This is a genomic window from Coprobacillus cateniformis (genome assembly GCF_009767585.1).
GTDB classification, from domain to species: domain Bacteria; phylum Bacillota_I; class Bacilli_A; order Erysipelotrichales; family Coprobacillaceae; genus Coprobacillus; species Coprobacillus cateniformis.
On record NZ_WSNW01000001.1, the window covers coordinates 639494 to 663206 of the forward strand.

Genomic DNA, 23713 nt, shown 5'->3' on the forward strand with positions numbered 1-23713 from the left:
ATTTTATAATCTCTTTTTTCTAAACTTCTTTACCTACTATTTTACCAATTTCTTTGATTTGTTCAATCAATTGTGTATACTTTTCTGGTTTTAATGATTGTGGTCCATCACACAAGGCTGTCTCTGGACTATTATGCACTTCTATCATTAATCCATCACATCCTGCTGCCACTGCTGCTTTTGCCATAGGTTCCACTAGCCACCATTTTCCTCCTGCATGTGATGGATCTATGATGATTGGTAAATGTGTTAACTTCTTAATCACTGGTATCGCTTGTAAATCCAATGTGTTTCTTGTATATGTCTCAAATGTTCTCACTCCTCTTTCACATAGGATGACATTTGGATTCCCACTTGCCATGATATATTCTGCACTCATGACCCATTCTTCAAATGTTGCACTTAACCCTCTTTTTAACAAGATTGGTTTTGTACATCTTCTTCCAACTTCTTTTAACAGGTCAAAGTTCTGCATGTTTCTTGCTCCTATTTGAACAAGATCTACTTTTGCATTGAATTCATCTATATACTCTGCACTCATTAATTCTGAAACAATCGGTAATCCTGTCACTTCTTTTGCTGCAACAAGGATATCCAAGCCTTCTGTTCCCATTCCCTGGAATGCATATGGTGATGTTCTTGGCTTGAATGCACCACCTCTTAGCATATTGGCTCCTGCTGCTTTTGCTGCCTTAGCAATCTCAATGACTTGTTCTTTTGATTCAACTGAACAAGGTCCAGCAATTAATGCCAAGTGGTCTCCTCCCACTTTGACACCACTCACATCAATAATAGAGTCATCTGGATGGAATGCTCGATTCGCTAACTTATAAGGTTCACTCACATGCATAACTCTTTCTACAGCTTCATCAACTTCAATTTGTTTTGAATCAACTTTTGTAACATCTCCAACAAGACCTACAATTGTTGTTTCTTCCCCTTGTGAAACATGGGCAGTTAACCCAAATTTCTCTACCTTATTCACAACTCTCTTTAAATCTTCATCACTTACTTTTTGTTTCAATACAATAATCATTTTCTTTCCTCCTCTTATATACAAAAAATCTCTCATCCACATAAGGACGAGAGAGATCATCGCGTTACCACCTTAATTTGTTACTATCTCACAATAGCAACCTCTTCGAGTACCAACATACTCTAACACGATAACGGGTGTATCCGAACCAGCCTACTTTATTCAACCGTCTACTCCAAGATGTATTCAATATTAACGCAATATTCTTTTTCACCAACCAAGAATTCTCTACAATTGTTTATAACATTTACTCTTTCTTTTCTTTGTATTTAATCATATTTTATAGAATTATATGCATAAAGTCAAGAAAATAGACCTTCAAATTTGAAGGTCTATTCATCTTTAACTTTAATAATCTCATTGTTCATTACAGATTGAAGATATTGTTTAGCCTGATCAATTGATGTCTGATCTGGAATAGTTATAAACATTCCTAACGGATTCACCTTAGTCACGTCACCAACAGTTGCTAAAGTTTTTGTTCTTTGAGATCCATCACCATCTAAATGATAAGATTGAACATCCCAAGAAGCCATATCATCAATTTGCATATTGATTAATGATTTTACTTCTTTTGCTTCCATATTTGTTTCAAAACTGTCAGATAAAGATTCAAAAACACCATCCATCTTTGTGATAATACTTGCTGAAGTACATTTCTTCAAAATGGCTTTTAACATGAGCATTTGATTTTTTCCACGAATGGTATCACCTTCAACAAATGCTTTTCTTTCTCTGACAAAAGACAGAGCTTGTTTGGCATTAAAATGATTCTCACCAGGTTTAATTGTATATTTACCTTTCTTTGTGACAAAAACACCATCATCTCTACCAATGACTTGATACTTAGGAACTTTGACATCAATTCCACCCAATGCATCAACAACATTCATAAATGATGTAAAGTTAAATTTAGCATAATAGTTAAACTTAATTCCCATAAAATTTTCTATTGTTTGAATTGTACATTGCATACCACCTTTGGCACTATGTGTTAACTTATCTTTACCACTCACACCATCCATACCAATAATATCAACAAAATAATCTCTAGGAATACTCGTTAATAAAACTTGCTTCGTTGTGGGATTGATAGTTGCAATCATATTCACATCTGATAAAGCAAATGTTCCAATTGGTCCTTCTTTATCAGTTCCACTAATAAGGATATGGAAAGGTTCTTTTGTCACTTTAGCACTGTTTGCAGATACACTAGGAATCTTTAATTCTATTTTTTTCACAGTTCTTATTTTTTCATTAAAACCTTTCTCTATATCATCTAAGGATTCTAAGTCTACTGCTTTAATAATAATTGCTTCAACACTTTTTTGATTTAATGAATTGATTAATTGCTCATACGAAGAAGCAGCAGTCACATCAATATCACCAATCTCATCTTCAATAGCTGCTTCTGTCTTATTAATATTCACAGCATCTATAGTATTAGCACCAAATGGTTTACCTTTTAAATCATTTAATGATTGATATGGGGAATCTTTAAGAACAGCAACATGCATTTCAATTGTCTGATCTCCTCCACCAGTAATAGCAGCTAAGAAATCAGAACCCTTCATTGCATACAAAGAACCAACAACTAATAAAACTGCTAAAATAACATTTACAAACTTTAATAAAGTCACTTTTATAGAATGTTGATTATGTTTATCTTTTTCACCACGATAAAGTAAAAAAGCGCCCAAAAAAATCATAACCACTAATGGTATATAGTATTTTAATGGTAGAACCTGTAATTCAAACATTACAAAACTAAAAAAGATAGCTGCGATTATTGTTAAGATAAATAGCAATCTTCTTGATATTATTTTTTTCATAACTAACCTCTTTTCTACACATTCGACAACACTATTATTATACACACTCATCTTATAAATACAAATATATTTTCAAGAAGACAAAGATTTTTGTATATTTAGTATTCATCAAACATGAGTATTATAAACTAAAGTTATGAATTTTGTGTGAAAAAATAGACATCCCTAAGAATGTCTATTTTGGTAAGAATACTAGGAAAACAACAAAACAAAGAACCAATATCCAAACAATTGGTTTGACTTCTTTTGCTTTACCTACACCAATCATTGCTAAAGCATATGTAATAAATCCAATAGCAATTCCATCAGAAATAGAATATGCCAAAATCATGAAAATAACTGTCATAAATCCACTGGCTGCAAAAACAAAGTTATCCCAGTCAATTCCTTTGAGTTGTTGTGCCATTAATATCCCTACAACTACCAATGCTGGTGCAGTCACTGCATTTGTAACGCAAGAGAGTAATGGTGAGAAAAACACTGATAAAAGAAACAGAATTCCAGTTGTGATAGCAGTTAAACCCGTTCTTCCTCCTACTTCAACACCAGAAGTAGATTCTACAAATGATGTCACAGTAGAAGTTCCCATTGTTGCTCCAAAAACTGTTCCAATTGAATCTGCTAACAATGCCTTATCAACATTTTCCAACTCACCATTTTCATCAATTAAATTAGCACGATTTGTAACTGCAACTAACGTTCCAGCTGTATCAAAGAAATCTACAAATAATAGTGAGAAAATCGCAACAATGCAACTTGGATGTGATAGTAATTCTTCCATTCCAGAAGCAAATGCTCCAATTAAACTAAAATCAAAGTCAACAGATACAACACCTGTTGGCAATTGTGGCATCCCCTTGATACCACACAACCCAGCCACAATACCAGCAACTGCAGTGATTAATAAACCATAGAAAACAGCAGCAGGAACTTTTTTAGCTAATAAAATAATTGTAACTAAGATACCAAAAACTGCTAATATAACCGCTGGATCTTTTAAATTTCCCAATGCAACAGCTGTTGCTTCACTTGGTATGATAATACCTGCATTCTTTAATCCAATAAATGCAATAAAGAAACCAATACCTGCACCAATTGCTAATTTTAACTGAGCAGGAATGGCATTAATAATCATCTTTCTTAGTCCAGTAATAGAAATAACTAAGAAAATAATACCTGATACAAAGACACAAGCCAATGCACCTTGATAGCTTAATCCCATACCAAAACAAATTGTGTATGTGAATAAAGCATTTACTCCCATTCCAGCAGATAATGCAACTGGATAGTTAGCAAGTAATCCCATAATGATTGTAGCAACAGCACTACTAATAGCAGTTGCTAAAAATACACCCTGTATACTCATACCTGTCTCACCTAACATTTGTGGGTTTACAGCTAGGATATACGCCATTGCTAAGAAAGTCGTTACACCCGCCAAAACTTCAGTTTTAACAGTTGTTCCTTTTTCTTTTAATTTAAAGATTTTTTCTAACATTTCAACCTTCCTCTCCTTATTCAAAAAACATTAAAATTGTACCCTTTTTTCACTTTTTTGACAAGAAAAATAGCAACATAACTCATATTTATTGATAATTATTATCATTCTTTTCCATAATTTTACTTAATATTCAATTCATTGACCTACCCTTTATTTATGTTTCATATTTATTGACCAACTTATAATATATCTAAAATCAGAAAAATTCCAGATAAGTCTGGAATTATTCATCATATTTTTTATATTCAACTTCTTTCTTATCAAAGTCAATAAAGATTTGATAAGCCTTATTTTTCTCATCTGTATCCCAAATTTCAACAAAAGATGGTTTCACTTCAACCAAAATTTCAGTATCTTCATGACTATAAGCATTATAACTTCCCCATAAATACTTTTGATAAAGTTTCTCAAATTTACGTTCAGGTTCTTCAGTTACTAAACCTTTTATAGTCGCAACACCCTCAACTTGAATACCACTAAAACATAAAGCAACACGTGGATTTTCATACAACTGTTTTGTTTTTCTAAAATTCTTATCAGTTTTAAAATAAATCGCATCGTCATAAATTAAACAACTTACATTTCTGACCATCACATGATTATCAACGCTTGATGCTAATGCCATAATTTTTGATGGTGCCAATTTTTCAAATAAAAATTCTACAGCTTCTTTAAATTCCATATCTCTTTTCCTCCTATATTAAGCCTTGAATAGCTAATACAACACAAATGATTGAAATTGTAATAAACAAACCAATAATAATGAGTCCTGAACTTTTTGCATGTTGTCCCTGTCCTTCCACCAAATGTGTCTTTCTAAGAATTGTTACAACACTCTTATATAGTAATAAAGTGATTCCAGCATTCAAACTGGCTTTTAGTATATTAAACAAAACAATTCCTGGTAACCACATAGAAACGACTGCCTCTCGTGGCATATTATAATAAATGGGTGTAATAATATAATTCCATATTGTCATACAAACTGTCATAACCACAATTCCACTCACTAGACCTATAATAGCACCTTTTTTACTTCGATTCTTCTTATAAATTGTTGATGCGACGCAGGCAAACGCACAAGTGGAAATAATATTCATCATGACATCAATAATTGTGCCTCCTTTAAAAACAATTTCAAGAACAGCACAAATAGAACTCATGAGAAATGCCGCAAAAGGTCCATAAATAAAACCACCAATAACAATCACTATATCCTTTGGATCATAGGTAAGCCAAGGTACTGCTGGAACAAGTGGGAAAAAAGCTAATAAACTCAAAATCATTGCTAAAGCTGATAAAATTCCCAATGTTGTCATTTCTTTTACATTCATGTTTTTCATAATCTGTCTCCTTCTTTCTCTAAAAAAAATAACCTATACAAAAAATGTCTAGGCGTGCACAGAAAATGTCTTTTCTCATCCGGACTTTACCGTCGGTTCTGGAATCACACCAGATCAACCACTTATTGTGGGTCATGGACTTTTACCATCGGTAGGGAATTACACCCTGCCACAAAGACTCTATTCAATTTTGAAAGATGGGTCAATGATTCACATCATCTGCATATATAATCATATACCTTTTTTCTTTATTTGTAAATTGATATAATAGAAGAAATAAAAAAAGAAGGGAGTAAATTCTGTTATGAAACAATATCATAATATACAACCAGTTTATAACAAAGATTCTTATCTTTTAATTTTAGGTTCTTTTCCATCAGTCAAGTCACGTGAGGGGCAATTCTTTTATCATCATCCTCAAAATCGTTTTTGGAAAATATTTGAACAGTTATTCGATCTAAAACTTCAAACAATTGAGGATAAGAAAGCATTTTTATTAAAACACCATATTGCTGTATGGGATGTTATTGCGAGTTGTGATATTGTTGGTTCAAGTGATAGTTCTATTGAAAATGTTCTGGTTAACGATATCAATTCTTTAATCGAAGAAACTTCTATTGAAACGATATATACGAATGGTAAAAAAGCACATCAGTTATACCAAAAATATATTTTTCCAGTCACACAAAAGGAAGATATTTGTTTACCATCAACATCTCCAGCCAATGCCACTTATTCGCTTGAAAAATTAATCGAATCATGGAGACTATTGTTGAACCATGATTTATCTTAAGTTCATAAAAGGATGTTAGTATGCCTAGGGAGGTTATATCATGAATTCAAAATTGAAAGAAAAGAAACCTTATTATTTGATTATTTCTAGAAAGATAATCTTTTGGTTAGTTGTCTTGATGCTAGGAATTGCAATATTTTTATTATTTACACGTCAGGATGCCAATAAAGGTCGTTTAATTTTTACAATGGTTCAGTTATTGGGAATGTTATTGGTTTTAAGAATACCTCAATTTATTAAAGATAAATATCATTTTCAAATACCAAATCTTCTTGACTTTATCTTAATTTCTTTTGCTTTTAGTGGTTTTATTTTAGGTGATGTTTTTAACTTCTATGGAAAAATACCTTACTGGGATTCTATCCTTCATGCCTTTTCAGGAGTAGTTATTGCATATGTTGGATTTATTGTTATTGAATATCTAGATAAAGAATATACAATACCGCTCTCTATATCTCCTTTATTTATGAGTTTAACTGTTGTTAGTGTTGCACTAGCAATTGGAGCTGTTTGGGAAATTGGAGAATATACTGTTGATGACATTTTTCATACAAATAACCAACAATATATGAAATCTACACGATCAACACTTTATGATAAAGATGATGTTCCTCTCGTTGGGCATGAGGCTCTTGCTGACACAATGAAAGATTTAATGCTAGATTTGGGTGGTGCAGTTGTAGTTGCAACAATTGAATATAAAAAAATTGAAAGAAAACAGAAGAAAGCAAAAGAAAAAGGCACAGTTTAAATAACTGTGTCTTCATCATTTCTAGGCATTGGTCTTGGCGGTCTTGGCCCTGGTCCCGGTGGGAATGGTGGCCTTGGTCCTGGTCCCGGTGGAAACGGTGGCCTTGGTCCTGGTCCCGGTGGAAACGGTGGCCTTGGTCCTGGTCCTGGTGGGAATGGTGGCCTTGGTCCTGGTCCCGGTGGAAACGGTGGCCTTGGCGGAAATGGTGGAAATAACCACCACCAAAACCAATATGGCACAACGAACCCTTGTCTTGTCATATTAGGGTCATAATCATAATACTCATCTTCACGGTATGGTTCCATGATGTTCACCTCAAAATAACATATGCAAATAAAAAGAGACTGTCTAGGCAGTCTCAATAATTTCTAGAATATCTTCCAGATTCTTTTTTCCAAAAACAACTCTCTGTCCATCAATAACCATACATGGCACACTCATAATATTATATTGTTCTTTATAGTGAGGATGATGGGCTAAATCGTAAATATCTGTTTGAACTTGATGATTCTCTAAAGCTATTCGCTGTGAGGCTTGTACAACGTCAGGACACATTGTACAAGAAAGAGAAATAAAGACTTGAAAATGATGTGATTGAAGATCATGTATTTTTTTAAGAATATCATTTTCCAAAACTTGCCCTTCACTTCCAGCATTATATACAGCTAAAACAAAAGAATTGAATTCATGGCCACCTGGAACACAATGATAGTTGACCCCAAGTGGATTTTTTTGATGATTATAAAGCATAATATGTGGAGATTCATCAGCATTATCATTCCACTCACCATGAATACGTTCATGAAGAGAAGAGAATTCTTCTATAAAGCTTTTTAACTCTTGAGAGAATGAATCAGATGATCCAACACCAACAAGATAAATATCTTTTGTTAATTTATTAAATATTGGCTGTAATTGTGTACGGATATCTTCATTAATAAAGTGCTGATTATGAGTTTCAATATGTTCTATTTTTTCTTGTTTTTGAACCTCTTTTGTAACAATATGATGCTGCGATTTGACTTGAGGGATATATTTTTCTAATGATGTTGCAGCAATCGCACCATCACTCACAGCAGTTACAACTTGTCTTAATTCTTTTTCGCAGATATCACCAGCACCATAAACACCATCAAGATTTGTCTTTTGATATTTATCAGTTATCAAATATCCACCATCATTTAATGCTAATTGATTTTTAAATAAGTCGTTTGCAGGAACATATCCAGCAAAAACGAAGATTCCAAAACGTTGATTATTTTTTGCATCATAACGCCAAGTTGTCTGCTCTTTATTATCTCTAAAAACAGCATATTCCAAAACACCTTGACCACCTGCTTCAATAATCTCAGTTTCAAAGATAATTTTAATTTTTGGATGTGATCTAACTTCATCTGCAATCGTCTTTGCACATGTAAAATCTTCTTCACGGACAATCATTGTCACTTCTGTTGCATATTGTGTTAAGAAAATAGCCTCTTCACATGCAGCAAAGCCACCACCTATCACAAATAACTCACAACCTTCAAAGAATTCACCATCACATGTTGCACAATAGGCAATACCTCGTCCTTGAAATTCTTTTTCACCTTTGAATCCAAGTTTTCTTGGATTTGCCCCTGTTGCCAAAACAACTCCAATTGCCTGAAAGTTACCCTGGTCAGTCATAATTGTTTTGATATTTCCATCCATATTCAAACTTTTGACATGCGCAATTTTAAACTCAGCTCCAAATTTCTGCGCTTGTTTACGCATTGTTTCTGTCAAGGAACTTCCTGATGCTTCTAAAACTCCTGGATAATTGACCACTTCAGATGTGATTGTAATCTGACCACCAATTTTTTCTTGTTCTATAACAAGAACACTATATTTTGCTCTTGCAAGATAAATTGCTGAAGAAAGTCCCGCAGGACCCCCTCCAACAATAATAGCATCATAAACTTGATTCATTAAAGAACTCCAACTAAATCTAATGATGGTTTCAATGTTTCTTCTCCAGGTTTCCATTTTGCTGGACAAACTTCATCTCCATGCTCATGAACAAACTGTGAAGCTTGAACACGTCTTAATAACTCATCTGCATTACGTCCAACATTTCCTGCAATCACTTCATAAGCAACAATTTTACCTTCAGGATTAACAATAAATGTTCCTCTTTCAGCCAATCCATCAGCTTCAATATACACTTCAAAATCTTTTGCTAAAGTTGCAGTTGGATCTGCTAACATAGTATATTGAATTTTTTGAATTGTTTTTGATGTATCATGCCAAGCTTTGTGTACAAAGTGAGTATCACATGATACTGAATAAATTTCACAGTCAATGTTTTTGAACTCTTCATATTTGTTTGCTAAATCCTCTAATTCAGTAGGACATACAAATGTAAAGTCTGCAGGATAAAAGAAGAATACACTCCATTTTCCTAAAACATCTTCTTTACTTACTTCTTTAAATTCACCATTTACAAATGATTGAACTTTAAACTCATTGATTTCTTTTCCGATTAATGACATATAATTTCTACCTCCGTTTATATTTTTTACATATTCAGCATTTTTATTCATAATAAATAAAACGCACAGTTAGCATTAACTAACTGTGCATATATTATCATGCATTTTATTTAAAATCAAATCATATGCTTTTCTTTTATTTACTTCTTTTCTAAAGTAAATCCTTTCCCACCAACTTCATCAACATGAGATACAATCATAAAAGCTAAAGGATCAATTTGATTCACCTTTTCTTTGATATCTGGTAATTTTCGATATGGTAATATTGATAAAACAAGTTTAGAATTTTCTTCAGTATAACCTTTTTCACTCGCTAATAAAGTCACACCAGCATCATGATCATGTAAAATCATATCTTTAATATCTTCATAATAATCACTTATAACAACAAGTTGCATTAAACTTGTTCCAGCAGTTAATGTTTTATTTAACATAATGGTTGTCATCATAACTGTCACAATACCATAAATAACATGTGTTGTATCATTGAATGAGAATTGAAATAACAAAATTGTTAAGTCTGTGATATTTAAAACAATATGCACAGGTGCACCAAATTTTCTATGAAGAAGAATGGCTAAAATATCTACTCCACCTGTTGAAGCATTTGCTTTTAAGACCAAGCCTACACCAATTCCGATTAAACATCCTGCGATAATAGAAGCTAGTAATGGATCATTTAAATAATGATGAAAAACTGGTTGACTCTCAAAAAATTCTAATAGGAATGGAAACAAAAATGTAGAAACAAGTGTTGTCATTGCAAATACTTTTCCTAAAAATAAGAAACCTAATACAAATAGGCAAACATTAAGAATTCCCACACTAAGAGAAATACTCAAACCAAAATAATGATTAAAAATAATACCTATCCCTGAAACACCACCAGCAATAATATTATTCTCTAATAACAATGTACTCAATGCGAAAGCAATCAAAATATTTCCCACAACAATATAAACAATATGTAATAATTTTTGTTTCATACGCCTCACCTCGTGCAAGACTTTATCATATCTCCTTTTATTAGATTGTAACCTATGTTACAATTAAATAAGAAAGTGGTGATTTTATGAAAATTAAAGAAGAATTATTTCATTATTTTGAAAAAGCTGGTACAAAAATAAAATATTCACCTCAGGAAATCATATATATGCAAGAAGATGATGCGAAGAATCTCTATTTAATTACTAAAGGAAGAGTCCGAATATATGTCATGAATCCTACTGGTGAAGAAGTTACTTTAGAGATCATAGATAAAGGAAGAATCTTTGGAGAGTCATCTTTTTTACAAAATTCATTGCGCCCAACAACTGCTGATGCTATTACAAATGTTGAACTCATTTCTTGTCATCTAGATGATTTATATCCTTATCTTAATGAATCTAAAGAATTAACCATTTCTCTTTTACAATTGATGTCGCAAACTTGTGATCATCTCTCTCTTCTCATAAAAAAAGCCTATACATATGATCGATATGAAAAAGTGGCATCTTTCCTGCTTGAACAAACTGTGCATGATAATCCAAATAAAGATATTATAAATAACACTCTCCCTTATACCCATGAAGAAATCGCTTCACTTGTTGGATTATCTCGTGTAACTGTAACAAAAGTTCTTAATGAATTTGTAAAAAAGAAATATATTATAATTAATTACAAAAAAATACATGTTATTAATAAAAAAGCATTATCTCAACTTCTTCAAAAGAGATGATGCTTATTTCTTCAATAAACTTAATATATAATCTTTAATATCTTCAGCAGTTTTAAATGAATTCGATTCTTTAAATAAATATTGATACAATTCATGCCATTGCTTGACTGAATATTCATTAGCCTCAATCTTTTCAATAGCAGTTATGATATCAAATACATCATTTCGCTCAATCATAGAACGTAAATCAGAAATATACTGGCATTTGGGTATTTTAAGTACTATATCTTCGAAAATATCTTTTGTAACCATCATAAATGATTTGCCTCCCTTACATAGCAGTTCGAAAATGTAGACAATTACGAACTATCATTTTGGATATGATTTCACCTCTTATACACTGATATTTTACACTTTTTTCCATATAAACACAAGTTTTTTAATGTCTACATTGATGTATTCAATTGTCTAATTTTACGAACTATTTTTCTTATAAAAGATAAAATAAAGAAATCATCATCATGATGATCTCTTTTAATGATTCTCTAAACATAAATTAATATAATCCTTGACTGGAACTGGCTTAGAAAAATAATATCCTTGTGCATATTGAGCATGTATCTTTTGCAAGAATGCAACTTGCTCCTTTGTCTCTACACCTTCAACAATAAGAGAGAGGTCTAAAGTATAAGACAGATCAACAATAGCTTCAATTATTGCATAACTACGCTTCATATCATCTTTTAAACTAAGAAAGCCCATATCTAATTTGATAATATCCACAGGTGCATCTTTAAGCATGCTAAGTGATGAATAGCCACTTCCAAAATCATCCATTAAAATAACAAATCCTAATTGTTGCAATTCTTCTATAACAGAATAAATAACTTCTGTATCTTTAGAGTAAACAGATTCTGTAATTTCTAAATGAAGATCTTGTGGTTGTAGTTCATATTTATGAACAAGATCAAGTAATAAAAGCGGGAGATGATTTCGATAAAAATTTAATCTTGAAATATTAATAGATATTGGTAATAAACAATGCATGTTTTTTAATTCTCTTAATAACTGGCATGTTTTCTCCCAAACAAAATCATCTAATTGTGTAATTAAGCCATTTTTTTCTAAAACTGGAATAAATACTGAAGGACTAATCAGTCCATGCTTTGGATGTAGCCATCTTACCAAAGCTTCTCCACCTATAATCATATTATTTTCAATATCATATTTAGGCTGAACATAAATAAGAATATCTTCTTGAAGAATAGCAGTTTGTATTTCATCCATAATCATTTGTTCCTGCAAGATGATTTGACGCTGTTCTTCATTATAAACTTCTGCTTGATTAATATATCTGTTTTTAATACTTTTTGCAGCCATAGCAGCTCTATCTGCCATAATATGTACAGATAAACTTTTATCTTCAATAAAATATATTCCAAATCGTAAAGCACTGTTAAAATCTAAAGGATAGTCTTTTAAGATATCTATTTTTTTATTCTTTTTGTATTCAGATTGTGTAGTTAATATTAAAAAGTGATCAGTTGTTAATCGACATACCAACGTGTGAGAATGATTATTCATGTAATCTTTTAAATACTTTCCTATATAAGCTAATAATCTATCACCCTCTTCAATTCCATATAAATCATTAATAACTTGAAAACGATTAATATTCATATATATTAAACAGAAATCTTCTTCATTTTGATTTAGAATTTCTCTTGCCTTCTCATAAAATGTTGACTGATTATATATCCCAGTTAAACGATCGAGTTCCGCTTTTTCTCTTAAAATTTCTGTTTCACGTTTTTGCATAAAAAGTTCAGTACGTTTTTTGATAGACTGCCCTATAATAACAAGAATAATAATAATTACTAAAGCAACGAAAGTTATTGAGGTTCTATTTTGGTAAATAGTATCAAGTAATGAATATTCATATTTTAAACCAACTGTATATGTTTGAACAATTCTTTCAATCTCTTTATTAGACAAACTATCTATCGTTTTATCAATAATATTCATCAAGACTGGATTATTATCTAATTGACCAACAAAACATAATTGAATAGGCTCCAATAAAATATTATAAATATCTAAAGTATCTTCAAAACCCAGTTTTTGGATATAATATTTGACTGAATAAGCATCTCCAATAGTCATATTTGCTTGCCCTGAATATACTGCTTTCAAACAAGCATTCATATTTTCACAATAAAGGACTTTTGCATCCGGGTATTTTGAATAAACCTGTGATTCATAGCCAGTATGATTCTTTGTTAATGCAATTGTATATTGATTATCAAATACTTCATTTTTTCTCGCAATCATAACTTGATTCACATCTAAAAAAGATTTGGATATATGGTACTGAGACTTCATATGAAAAGAATACTCATCCTTTGTCACACCCATAAATAAAGCATCTTTATTTTGCAATTGTTCTATAAAGGTTGCTTTATTTTTTTCTTTTTCTAAATAATAATTTGGTTTAAAAGATAATCCAGATTTTTCTGACATTTTTTCTAAAAGTTCAATAAAAATTCCCTTACGCTGTTGATCATCATCATAAGAAAATGGATAGAGTTCATCTTCAATACCAACTGGAATAGACTGCACATTCTTAATATACTCCACTTCATTTCTTGTGAAAAGAGGTTGTGTTGAATACGCACTTGTACTGTAAAATTCTTCATATAGATATGCATTAAAATAAGGATTGCGATTATAAATTTGACTCAATGCATCATTTAAAGGCTCCATAATATCCTGACGATTTTTAGCAGTTATAAAATAATAAGGTTCAGCATTAAACTTATCAATAACTTTCACATTTTCATGTAGAGCCAAACCTCCAACAACAACCATATCAACATCCTTATTATATAAAGCATTTAAGACATCTGTCTCTGTTGTATAATATTGGGATTTATATTCGATACTATGCTCTTTTGCATATTTCTCCCAAACACCATTTTGATAACTGCTACTTAAAAAACCAATCTTGCAGTGATTCATAGCTTCATAATCCTGATAATAAATATTCTCATCTTCACGTGTATATACAATAGTATACTCATCACCAATAGAATACTGTGAATAATCATAATATTGTGTTCTTTCATCAGTATATTGAGCTGTGCATAATAAATCAATTTCACCAGTTTTTAGTTTTTCTAAACAATTATCCCATGAATCTAAAACAAATTCATAATCCCAATTGGTATATTGAGAAACTTCTTCCAAATATTTAGCACCATAACCAACATATTGTCCAGATGATGATTTTTCTAAAAAGCCTGGATAATCAATATATCCAACTTTAATTGTATGATTTGCAGAGGTCGGCTGTAATAAAGAAAAAAGACTTATGCCAAAAGTTATGATTATAATAAAAACAAATAATTTATTCATCCCCCGTTGCTTCATAAGTCCCCTCCATTATTCATATTCGTTACCATTATATCATTTTTTTCGACACTCTCAACAGAAACATCAGAAAAGAAAGACAACTATATTAAAGTCAAGTAGTAAATTGTGAAAAAGTATGAAATATAAAATACTTGAAAATATAGTATTCGATCTTTGAAATTGTGAATGTAAATATGTTGAAAAGAACTATAGTTAAAAATAGCACATTTCAATAAAATGTGGTTTGTTAAAAGTTTTGACTATTTGAGTGAATTTATATCGAAAGATAGATTGTTTGTTTCGAGATGATAAATAATCCTCAAAAGTTTTCTTACACAATGACCTAAAGCACAGAGGTGCCCTTTACCTTGATTTCGTTTTAAATGATAGTAATTATTGAATGCAGGGTTATGACGAATTACAGGAATAATGACTCTATAAAGTGTTGTTCTTAGATATTTGGAACCTTTCTTGGTTATGGCTGTTTTATCAGCTGAAAATTTGCCAGATTCACTTATATAAGGATTTACACCTGCAAATTTAATTACTTTTCCTGCATTTGAGTATTTACTTATATCACCAAGTTCAGCTAAAATAGAAGTACCAGTAATAATTGATATTCCTGGTATTGATGTGATAGAAGAAGCTTGTGTGATGGCGAGTTCTTCTATTTTTTTATCTAATTCTTCAATTTGAGAGTTGATTAAATCAATACTGGAAATAACCGATTGAATGATAAAAGAAATAGAAACATCATGAATGCCAACAGAATTAGAAGCTAATTCTTTTAATTCTTCCGCACTAAAGGAGTTACAATATTTAAAACATTTTCTTAAAGAACGAATGTCTGTATGAGCAATTGTATAAGCGTCACTATATTTTCTTAAAATGTTTAAATAAGTAATGGTGTATTCGTTATTAAATAATGTATTAAATTCAGGAAAAACAATGTCAATATGTCGTTGAAGAACATTCTTTTTACGATTCATTTCAAGGGTTAGTTGTGTACGATAGCGAGTTAATTCTTTCGCTTCCTTTAATTTCTCATCTTGAATAGAGATGATACGATAGTAGGCTTTGTCTAAAAGCGCTTTCGTAATTAATAGGGCATCTTCTTTATCACTTTTAACGGATTTTAAAGAAGCTTTTCTAAGGCTTTTAGTAGTAATAGGGTTAATAAGAGCTACTTTATAGCCTTCAGCCAATAAACTACTTTCAATGGCGAAGTTATAGTGCCCTGTATCTTCCATACCGATTAAGAGTTCGTTTTTTGAATATTTATTAAGTTCCGTATAGAGTTTTTTAAAACCTTCTTTATTGTTTTTGAAGAAAAAAGGATCACATAAAGATTCGCCAGTAGAAGCCTCCATGATAAAAGCAGCGTGTTCATATTTGGCGATGTCAATGCCAACAAGTTTCATAATTATCAATTCCTTTCTTACGATAGTTTGTGATTGTGAAATTGAATCCACTTCAAAGGTATCAAAAACCTGGTGTGTTTAGAATTCAAAAGACTCATACAACTAATAATAAATGCGATACGAAGAAGTGGTAAGATTCTTTCTAGAAAGTCAGAGCAATAGAGAGTAAGATACAAATCCACATTCACAATTACAAATTTTATCACAACCTGAAGTGATACCAAAAGATTCAGGTAGAAAGGAGAATTGGTATATTAGATTTATTACTCTTTGTATGAGTAACTTCAATATACCAGGAGTTATAATGACTTTTTACAATATATCCATCTTTAAAAGATTAAAAATTATGAGTATGATATGCAATATTAAAAAAGATTCAAATTTCTATAAATGAAATTGAATCTTTTTATATAAATACAAATCTATTTTAATCATCTAATCCACGTTTTTTATATACAATTGTAAATCCTATTAATCCAAGAACAATCCACGCTACTGCAACACCAAAAGCAATAAGAGCATCTTGTGAGAATAATGATTGTCCATCTTGTAAAATAAAATAAAGTGTTTTGAATGAAGTAGTTGGAAAAGCAACAGCTATCTTTTCAAAAAAAGCATTCATATTGGCAAACATTGGTGGCAACATTAGTAAAATCATAATAGGTGAACTCAGTGTCCCAGCACTCATTTGATCTTTAGACAACAATCCTACTAATGCACCAAAAAACAAAAGACCAATCGATACAATTGTAATCACAATTAATAAATAGCCTATATTGAGAAAACCTTCACCACAGCATATAAAGATTAAAAATGAATCTAAAACAACCAATAATAATGCTACTGTTGCTTTACTTAGCAAAAACTCAGAAGCACTGACATTAGCCATCATTAAGGAGCGAAGTGTATGCTTTTCTTTTTCTTCTGCAACCATATTGGCAAGAATATTAACTGGAATAATTGATAAAACCAAAACAATGCATAAAATTGTTACAAATCCTGTTGGTATACCTTCCATATCAGAATAAATCATTGTATATAGAAGACAAAACATAACTGGTAAACAAAGTAATAAGAGAACATTTTTATTTGTAAAACTGTTTTTAAAATCTTTCTTAAATAAAGCTATGAAGCAACGCATATTGAATTTCATTAATTATTCCCCCTCTGTTAAGAATAGAAAGACTTCTTTTAATGATGGTTCAATAGAATGAATCATCAGCAATTCATCAATATCTTTTAATTCAGAAATTAATTTTTCTTTATTTAATGGGATTGTTCTTTTCCCATCTTGTGTAGTTAATTCTATTGTCTGTTTAGAATATTTTAATTTCAAATCCTCTGGTTTCCCACATTCAATAACATGTCCATGATTTAAGAAAGCAATACGATGACAAAGCTCATCAGCTTCTTCCATGTTATGGGTTGTTAAGAAAACCGTTGTTCCCATTTGATTTAAGAGTTTAATGATATCTCTTACTTCTTGAGCAGTTGCTGGATCAAGATTAGCAGTTGGTTCATCTAAAAATAAGATCTCTGGAGAATGAATAATCGTTCTTGCAAAAATAACTCTTTGTCTCATTCCACGTGACAATTTAGATACAAGCATTTTCTTAGCATCTAAAAGATCAACTTCCCTTAATACACGCTCCACATGACTATGATCAACACCATAGATATCAGCAAACAATACTAAGTTATCATAAACGCTCATCTTTTCATATAAACCACTGTTATCACTCATAATGCCAATCTTTTGCTTTATTTCTTGTGAAAAAGGACTATCATTTAAAATAGTAATTTGACCAGTATCACTATGCAGCTGACCTGATAACAATTTAATTGTCGTTGTTTTTCCAGCTCCACTTGGACCCAAAAATCCAAATATTTCACCTTTCTTAATTTCAAATGAACAATTGTCCAAAGCTTTATGTGATCCAAAACTTTTTGTAAGCTGTTGAACCGAAATAATATTATCTGTCATTTTGTACCCCTCCTGACTTTTCTTATTTTATATAAAAATGGATATTTTTCTATAAAATATCCATGAAAAGAGCATATTAAACATTGAAATGAGTATTAAAACTGATAAATAGTCTTCATTTCCTGTATTTTTAATTTACTTAAAGGAATCATAGAGTCTTCATAATTGATTAATTTTAATGAATAAGAGTTCCTTGTCCATTTCACAATTTGTGTAACTCTTTGCATATTTACCAAATATGATCGATGACAACGATAGAACCCAAAGCGATGAAGACGATTTTCAAGCTCATCCATTGAAAAAGGTGATTGATAACAACTTCCTCTTACATAAACTTGGGATTTTCCATCATATGCTTCTACATAATCAATATCCTCAGGGTTTAATAAAAAAATACGATTATTGAGTTTTACAGATATTTTTTGAATAACCATTGTATCATCATCAATTTCAATATTTTCTTCTTGCTCAATAGGTTGAATGTGATCATTTCGAATATACACCTTATATCCATCACACAAACAGATGTCCTTAAATGAACGAGATATTGTTATTATTTTCTTATGATGTCGCTTAGCAATCTCAAACCAATGTAATATCATATGAATACTTTCTTCATTAAGATCTTTCATTGGTTCTTCTAGACAATAAATATCACAATCTTTAATAATTTCTCTAGCAATTAAAATACGCCGTTTTTGAATTAATGTACATTTAGCAATTCTAAGATGTAAAAAATCTGTAAGATGCATATATTCAATGGCTTGTTCTATGAATTCTCTTTTCTGTGATATATCAGCAAAAAAACGTAGATATTCCTTAACCTTCATATCCTCATACATGGCCATATTTTCACTTAAGATAGACATGTTTTGATATTCACTCACAATATCTTCAATCTTCAAAGCAATATCTTTTGAACATTCAATATGTAATGCAACATGTTCTTGTATTAGTTGTTGAATTTTCTCCTTCACTTATCTCCCCCCTCACTATATCTTTATTATATCAAATTATTAAAATTCAAACGAGTTAAAATATAAATATAAAATAAAAGAGTAGGCATTTATTGGGGAGCCTACTCTAGCGGTTTGTAACGTTCATTAGTTATTATGAACACTTTCATTTTAATGAAAATAACCTATTTTGTCAATATTTTTATGTCTATTTACGATATTTTCTTTCTTTTAATACAGTTATCAACAACCATATCCCTAATCCAATAGCTGTCATATAGCCAATAAAACCAATAGCTGGTATTCCAAAAAACTGAGGACTCATCTGAGTTGTACACAATAAACTACTTGCCATTAGTAAACCAGCACTCACAATCCCAACTGTTAATTTATTAACCATATGATTGACAGAGTTCAAAGGAACACTTGAATCCATAATATCAAGATTTATTTTTATACGACCTTTCATTATCATACGAATAAGTTCAGATAATTGGATAGGAATATTTAATCCATACTGAGTTGCATCATAGACTTTTTTACCAGTTGTAGACAATTCTTTTTTTATATCTAAATCTTTTAAAATATGACCTGCAACATGATTAGCTGCAACTTCAATAATACTTATGTGAGGATCAAGATGCATAACTGTACTTTCCATCGTAACAAGTCCACGAGCTAACATACTCACACCTTTAGGCATTGAAATATGATGTTTATGAGCAATAGTAAAGATTTCTTGCACAGCGTCACCTAAATTCATATCTTTCAAATCCATACTAACATAATGCTGCATAAAATTTTCTATATCATCATAAAAAAGTGTATAATCAATGCGGTCTTCATGAACCCCTAATACCAATATAACATCTGCAAGTTGTTGTGTATCATTATTCCCAATTGCAAGCACTGCTTGCTTCATTAAATCTTTATCTTCTCGTTTTAAGATTCCCATCATTCCAAAATCAATCCACACAATTTTACCATCCCTAATTCTTAAATTGCCAGGATGCGGATCAGCATGAAAGAAACCATCATCAACAATTTGTTTGATATAGTTTTCTGATATTTTAACAGCAATTTCATGATTATCATAACCATTTTTTAAAAGCAAATCTCTATTATCAATTTCAAAACCATCAACATATTCCATCACAAGAACTTTACTCGTTGTATATTCTGTTTCAATATGGGGTGCACCTATATATAACAAATCTTCATTCAGTTTGATAAAATGTTCAGCATATTGTGCTTCATTTAAAAAATCCATTTCTTCTTTTGCAGTCTGCCAGAATTCATCTAAAACAATGTTTAAATCAACGACACTCCCTAAAACCTCATTGAGTCGCAATAACTGTATTGCTCTTCTTACTAAAGAGATATCTCTTTCCATCATATTATAAATAGAAGGTCTTTGGACTTTAACAACAATTTGCTTGCCATTTCTTAGAGTCGCCTTATGAACTTGAGCTATAGAAGCACTTCCAAGTGGTACTTGATCAAATGTCATAAATATATCTTCTAAATCTGTTCCATACTCATCTTCTACAACAGTTCTTATTGTTGCCATATTCATAGGTGCAACATTATCTCGTAATTGGGTTAGCTCCTGACAGTAACGTTCAGAAAACATATCTTGACGTGAGGACATAATTTGCCCAATCTTCACAAAAGTCGGTCCTAAATCTTCTAATATCATTCTTAATTTCACTGGATCTATACCTTTTGTAAGATGATGTTTTTTCAATATAGCAATAATTTGTGCAAGGCGATGCTTACTGCTTAAAGATCCTGAATTATTCTGTATCTCTTTTGGCATTTTGTAATTCTTCTATCTTTGCTTTTAAAATCTCTAATTCCTCATCATTAACCTTTTCTAGATCTTTACTTATTTTATCTACAGTTAATGGTTCTCTTAATTTTTCTGCAACATTATGTTTTAATTCTTCATTAAGAACTTTACCTTGTTCAACAGTTAATTCACCTTTTTTAACCAACTGCTCAACAACTTCTTTAGATTTTTCTGCTGTCACTGCAACAGCACCAATACCAGCCAATAAGACCTTTTTTAAATCTTCATTAAAGTTACTCATCATTATAACCTCCTTACCCTTTCACTTTATTTTATCACTTTTTAATGGTAATTGCATAAATAACCATCTTCATCTTTGAAAATAAAATTCTCATAGTTATTCTTTTTAAAATATATTATAATAAATAGCATAGGAGTGTGAATTATGGAATTAAAGATTGAAAGTTATACAAAACCATACATTAACAAGACTGATCATCATTTATATATTGCTCCATCTCCAAAACTACAAAACATTGTTGCTCATTATACAATTACTTTTCAAAATCATGAACTTGAAATTCCAGAACATTCTGTCTTAAATCTCATTCCAGATGTAAGTGGATGCTTTGTTTTTAAATTCTTTGATAAATTATCAATTAAAGTATGGGGGCCAACAACAAAAGTTGTTACTGTTGATAATGATCTGAATACTTTTCCATGTCGTTTTTTTATTGAATTTTTACCTGGTGGACTCTATCAAGTCTTAGGCATAAATGTACATAGTATTTTAGATCAAAAAATAGAACTAGAAGACTTAAATGAAGCACTTTATCAAGAAATTAGAGATTTGTTTGAAAAAGTAACAACTTTTGATGAAGTGGTAGAAATTATTGATGACATTCTTTGCAGAGAAGTTAAGAAACATTCTATTCACCAGCAAATCATTAAATCCATAGAACGTATTTATACACAACATGAAAGTTTTCATACATCTCTTATTGCAGCAGAACTTGGGATTAGTGAAAGACAGCTTAATCGATATTTTCATAAATATGTAGGAATGAGTTTTAAGAAATTCACTAAAATCGTAAATATTAATCACCTTATACAAGATATGTCTAAGAAAAAATTAATTGATTTAACTTTTGATTATGAATATTTTGATCAAGCACATTTTAACCATGTATTTAAAGAAATTTGTCAAACAACACCCACACATTATCTGCAGAATTTGTCTGATTTTTACAATGAATTATACAAATTCTAATTATAATTATACTTACAGGAGGTATGATTATGATCGAATCAAGATGTGGTATTAAATGTAGTGAATGTGAATATAGAGAACAAATGGGATGTCCAGGGTGCTTACATATGGAAAAGCCTTTTTGGGGTGACAAATGTGTTATTAAAGATTCTTGTGAAAGTAAAGGTCACCAACATTGTGGAATGTGTGAAACTTTTCCATGTGACCAACTCAAAGCATTTGCTTATGATGAAAAGCAAGGTGATGATGGAAAAAGAATTCAACAATGTCAAGTCTGGAAAGATGAGAAAGCGTAATATGAAGTATTGTGGAAGTTTATATGTTATCAAGGATAGTGAAAAAACCAAAGCTTTCTATAAAGAGATTTTAGGTTTAAGAGTTATTACTGATTTTGGAGCAAACTTTGTTTTAACTGGTGGCATTTCTTTTCAAACCTTAGATAGTTGGCAGAACTTTATAGAAAAATCGACTGATGATATTCATCTCAATGCGAATAATGGTGAAATGTATTTTGAGAGTGAAGATTTAGATGACTTTATCAAACGCTTAGACTCTAGAGATGATATTGAATATGTTCATCCTTTGAAAACGCATGATTGGGGACAAAGAGGTATTCGTATTTATGACCCAGATCATCATATTATTGAAATCAGTGAAACTTTATCAAATGTTTGCAAAAGGTTTATTGAACAAGGTTTAAATCTTCAAGAGATTTCTCAAAAAACAATGCTGTCTGAAAAAATGATTAATAGATTATTAAAGAAATAAAGCTTTAGGAGAGGTTAACTCTCCTTTTCTTTACATTAATGTTATAATAAAGTAAAGAGGAGTGATAACGATGTCAAAGATTAACAATGAACCTAAAATTAAAAATCCCTTAGTGACTGCTGTACGTGGTCAACTTGAACAAAGAGCTTCTTGGCTATATTTACTTTGCGATGAAGCCAAGAAGAAAGGAGTTGATCCTATGGAGATTGGTCCAGCAGCTATTCAACGTTGCGGTCTTATACAAGGAAAAGACTTAATTGCCAAAGGACAAACGACGAGTTTAAAAGGACTTAGAAAAACTCTATTTACAAAACCTGCTCAATGGATGTTTGAAATGAAAATCCAAAATTGTAGTGATGATCAGTTAGAAATACATTTTCATTATTGTCCCCTTGTCAAAGCATGGCAAAAAGCAGGCTGTAGCGATGAAGAAATTGCTATGTACTGTGATATTGCTATGTGTGGAGACCGGGGTATTGGTCAAGCTTATGGATGCCAACTCGATTTGCTAAAAACAATCGCTAAGGGTGATGAAATTTGCCATTTACGTTATTATCGAGAAAAATAACAATAAAAAGAAGATGACTTGATGCTGTTTGACGATACAAGTATAAATAATTAAAAAGAAGAAGTAAATTCCCTATAATTTAGGACTTTTATTTCTTCTTTTGTTTTTTACATGGAT

24 protein-coding genes, 1 riboswitch and 1 other annotated feature are annotated in these 23713 nt (G+C 31.0%); of the genes, 7 read left to right on the plus strand and 17 right to left on the minus strand.

The features are described 5' to 3' along the window. Positions 1-19: 19 nt before the first annotated feature. The 5 genes from aroF to GQF29_RS03265 all read right to left on the minus strand — a co-directional run bounded on the left by aroF (position 20) and on the right by GQF29_RS03265 (position 5712). A complete protein-coding gene (aroF, locus tag GQF29_RS03245; RefSeq protein WP_017144144.1) occupies positions 20-1036 on the minus strand; it encodes a 3-deoxy-7-phosphoheptulonate synthase in 1017 nt (338 codons plus the stop codon). Between the two features lie 39 nt (positions 1037-1075). Beyond that, positions 1076-1309, minus strand: a binding site (T-box leader). Between the two features lie 59 nt (positions 1310-1368). Beyond that, the gene (locus GQF29_RS03250) at positions 1369-2868 is read right to left on the minus strand and encodes an LCP family protein (protein WP_008788212.1); all 1500 of its coding nucleotides are present in this window, start codon (positions 2866-2868) and stop codon (positions 1369-1371) included. A gap of 175 nt (positions 2869-3043) precedes the next feature. Next, positions 3044-4366: an NCS2 family permease gene (locus GQF29_RS03255; protein ID WP_008788211.1), complete on the minus strand. Its 1323-nt coding sequence runs from the start codon at positions 4364-4366 to the stop codon at positions 3044-3046. Between the two features lie 226 nt (positions 4367-4592). Next, entirely contained in the window at positions 4593-5051 is a 459-nt protein-coding gene (locus GQF29_RS03260; RefSeq protein WP_008788210.1) for a pyridoxamine 5'-phosphate oxidase family protein, read from the minus strand. Between the two features lie 13 nt (positions 5052-5064). After that, positions 5065-5712 carry an ECF transporter S component gene (locus GQF29_RS03265; RefSeq protein WP_008788209.1) on the minus strand — a complete coding sequence of 216 codons (648 nt, stop codon included), beginning with the start codon at positions 5710-5712 and terminating at the stop codon, positions 5065-5067. A gap of 63 nt (positions 5713-5775) precedes the next feature. After that, positions 5776-5895: riboswitch (FMN riboswitch) on the minus strand. Between the two features lie 121 nt (positions 5896-6016). Here GQF29_RS03265 and GQF29_RS03270 point away from each other — a divergent pair. Continuing rightward, complete coding sequence (locus GQF29_RS03270) at positions 6017-6505, plus strand: DNA-deoxyinosine glycosylase (protein ID WP_008788208.1); 489 nt, start codon at positions 6017-6019, stop codon at positions 6503-6505. Positions 6506-6545: 40 nt separating this feature from the next. Further along, complete coding sequence (locus tag GQF29_RS03275) at positions 6546-7256, plus strand: DUF2238 domain-containing protein (RefSeq protein ID WP_008788207.1); 711 nt, start codon at positions 6546-6548, stop codon at positions 7254-7256. Here the strand turns inward: GQF29_RS03275 and GQF29_RS03280 are convergent. The 4 genes from GQF29_RS03280 to GQF29_RS03295 form a co-directional block, all read right to left on the minus strand. Then, positions 7253-7561, minus strand: coding sequence for a hypothetical protein (locus GQF29_RS03280; protein WP_008788206.1), 309 nt, complete (start codon positions 7559-7561; stop codon positions 7253-7255). The two genes, GQF29_RS03275 and GQF29_RS03280, sit on opposite strands and share 4 nt — an antisense overlap. 43 nt (positions 7562-7604) lie before the next feature. Next, positions 7605-9206 carry an FAD-dependent oxidoreductase gene (locus tag GQF29_RS03285; RefSeq protein WP_017144143.1) on the minus strand — a complete coding sequence of 534 codons (1602 nt, stop codon included), beginning with the start codon at positions 9204-9206 and terminating at the stop codon, positions 7605-7607. Then, positions 9206-9769 (minus strand): alkyl hydroperoxide reductase subunit C, encoded by a 564-nt coding sequence (gene ahpC / locus GQF29_RS03290; protein ID WP_008788204.1) that lies wholly within the window; start codon positions 9767-9769, stop codon positions 9206-9208. Before ahpC ends, GQF29_RS03285 begins: the two co-directional genes overlap by 1 nt. Before the next feature lie 140 nt (positions 9770-9909). Then, the gene (locus GQF29_RS03295) at positions 9910-10755 is read right to left on the minus strand and encodes a YitT family protein (protein ID WP_017144142.1); all 846 of its coding nucleotides are present in this window, start codon (positions 10753-10755) and stop codon (positions 9910-9912) included. 86 nt (positions 10756-10841) lie between these two features. Here GQF29_RS03295 and GQF29_RS03300 point away from each other — a divergent pair, with 86 nt between their 5' ends. After that, positions 10842-11486 carry a Crp/Fnr family transcriptional regulator gene (locus GQF29_RS03300; protein ID WP_008788202.1) on the plus strand — a complete coding sequence of 215 codons (645 nt, stop codon included), beginning with the start codon at positions 10842-10844 and terminating at the stop codon, positions 11484-11486. Positions 11487-11489: 3 nt separating this feature from the next. Here GQF29_RS03300 and GQF29_RS03305 read toward each other — a convergent pair whose 3' ends face one another. The 8 genes from GQF29_RS03305 to GQF29_RS03340 form a co-directional block, all read right to left on the minus strand. Then, complete coding sequence (locus GQF29_RS03305) at positions 11490-11741, minus strand: hypothetical protein (protein ID WP_008788201.1); 252 nt, start codon at positions 11739-11741, stop codon at positions 11490-11492. Positions 11742-11960: 219 nt separating this feature from the next. Then, the gene (locus GQF29_RS03310; protein ID WP_017144141.1) at positions 11961-14855 is read right to left on the minus strand and encodes an EAL domain-containing protein; all 2895 of its coding nucleotides are present in this window, start codon (positions 14853-14855) and stop codon (positions 11961-11963) included. 242 nt (positions 14856-15097) lie between these two features. Beyond that, positions 15098-16258, minus strand: coding sequence for an IS110 family RNA-guided transposase (locus GQF29_RS03315; protein ID WP_008790901.1), 1161 nt, complete (start codon positions 16256-16258; stop codon positions 15098-15100). A 427-nt stretch (positions 16259-16685) separates the two neighbouring features. After that, positions 16686-17411: an ABC transporter permease gene (locus GQF29_RS03320; protein WP_008788198.1), complete on the minus strand. Its 726-nt coding sequence runs from the start codon at positions 17409-17411 to the stop codon at positions 16686-16688. A 3-nt stretch (positions 17412-17414) separates the two neighbouring features. Next, positions 17415-18242, minus strand: coding sequence for an ABC transporter ATP-binding protein (locus tag GQF29_RS03325; RefSeq protein WP_008788197.1), 828 nt, complete (start codon positions 18240-18242; stop codon positions 17415-17417). 95 nt (positions 18243-18337) lie between these two features. Then, positions 18338-19219: a LytTR family transcriptional regulator DNA-binding domain-containing protein gene (locus GQF29_RS18945; RefSeq protein WP_008788196.1), complete on the minus strand. Its 882-nt coding sequence runs from the start codon at positions 19217-19219 to the stop codon at positions 18338-18340. 187 nt (positions 19220-19406) lie between these two features. Beyond that, positions 19407-21017: an ABC1 kinase family protein gene (locus GQF29_RS03335; protein WP_008788195.1), complete on the minus strand. Its 1611-nt coding sequence runs from the start codon at positions 21015-21017 to the stop codon at positions 19407-19409. Further along, positions 20995-21291: a phasin family protein gene (locus tag GQF29_RS03340; RefSeq protein ID WP_029158249.1), complete on the minus strand. Its 297-nt coding sequence runs from the start codon at positions 21289-21291 to the stop codon at positions 20995-20997. The genes GQF29_RS03335 and GQF29_RS03340 overlap by 23 nt, the downstream gene beginning before the upstream one ends. Positions 21292-21435: 144 nt before the next feature. Here GQF29_RS03340 and GQF29_RS03345 point away from each other — a divergent pair, with 144 nt between their 5' ends. From GQF29_RS03345 to GQF29_RS03360, 4 genes are all read left to right on the plus strand, one after another. Continuing rightward, positions 21436-22260: an AraC family transcriptional regulator gene (locus GQF29_RS03345; RefSeq protein ID WP_008788193.1), complete on the plus strand. Its 825-nt coding sequence runs from the start codon at positions 21436-21438 to the stop codon at positions 22258-22260. A 29-nt stretch (positions 22261-22289) separates the two neighbouring features. Continuing rightward, positions 22290-22556 carry a DUF3795 domain-containing protein gene (locus GQF29_RS03350; RefSeq protein WP_008788192.1) on the plus strand — a complete coding sequence of 89 codons (267 nt, stop codon included), beginning with the start codon at positions 22290-22292 and terminating at the stop codon, positions 22554-22556. Further along, a complete protein-coding gene (locus GQF29_RS03355; protein WP_236916376.1) occupies positions 22507-23028 on the plus strand; it encodes a VOC family protein in 522 nt (173 codons plus the stop codon). The genes GQF29_RS03350 and GQF29_RS03355 overlap by 50 nt, the downstream gene beginning before the upstream one ends. 70 nt (positions 23029-23098) lie before the next feature. Then, positions 23099-23596: an L-2-amino-thiazoline-4-carboxylic acid hydrolase gene (locus GQF29_RS03360; protein ID WP_008788190.1), complete on the plus strand. Its 498-nt coding sequence runs from the start codon at positions 23099-23101 to the stop codon at positions 23594-23596. Positions 23597-23713 lie beyond the last annotated feature (117 nt).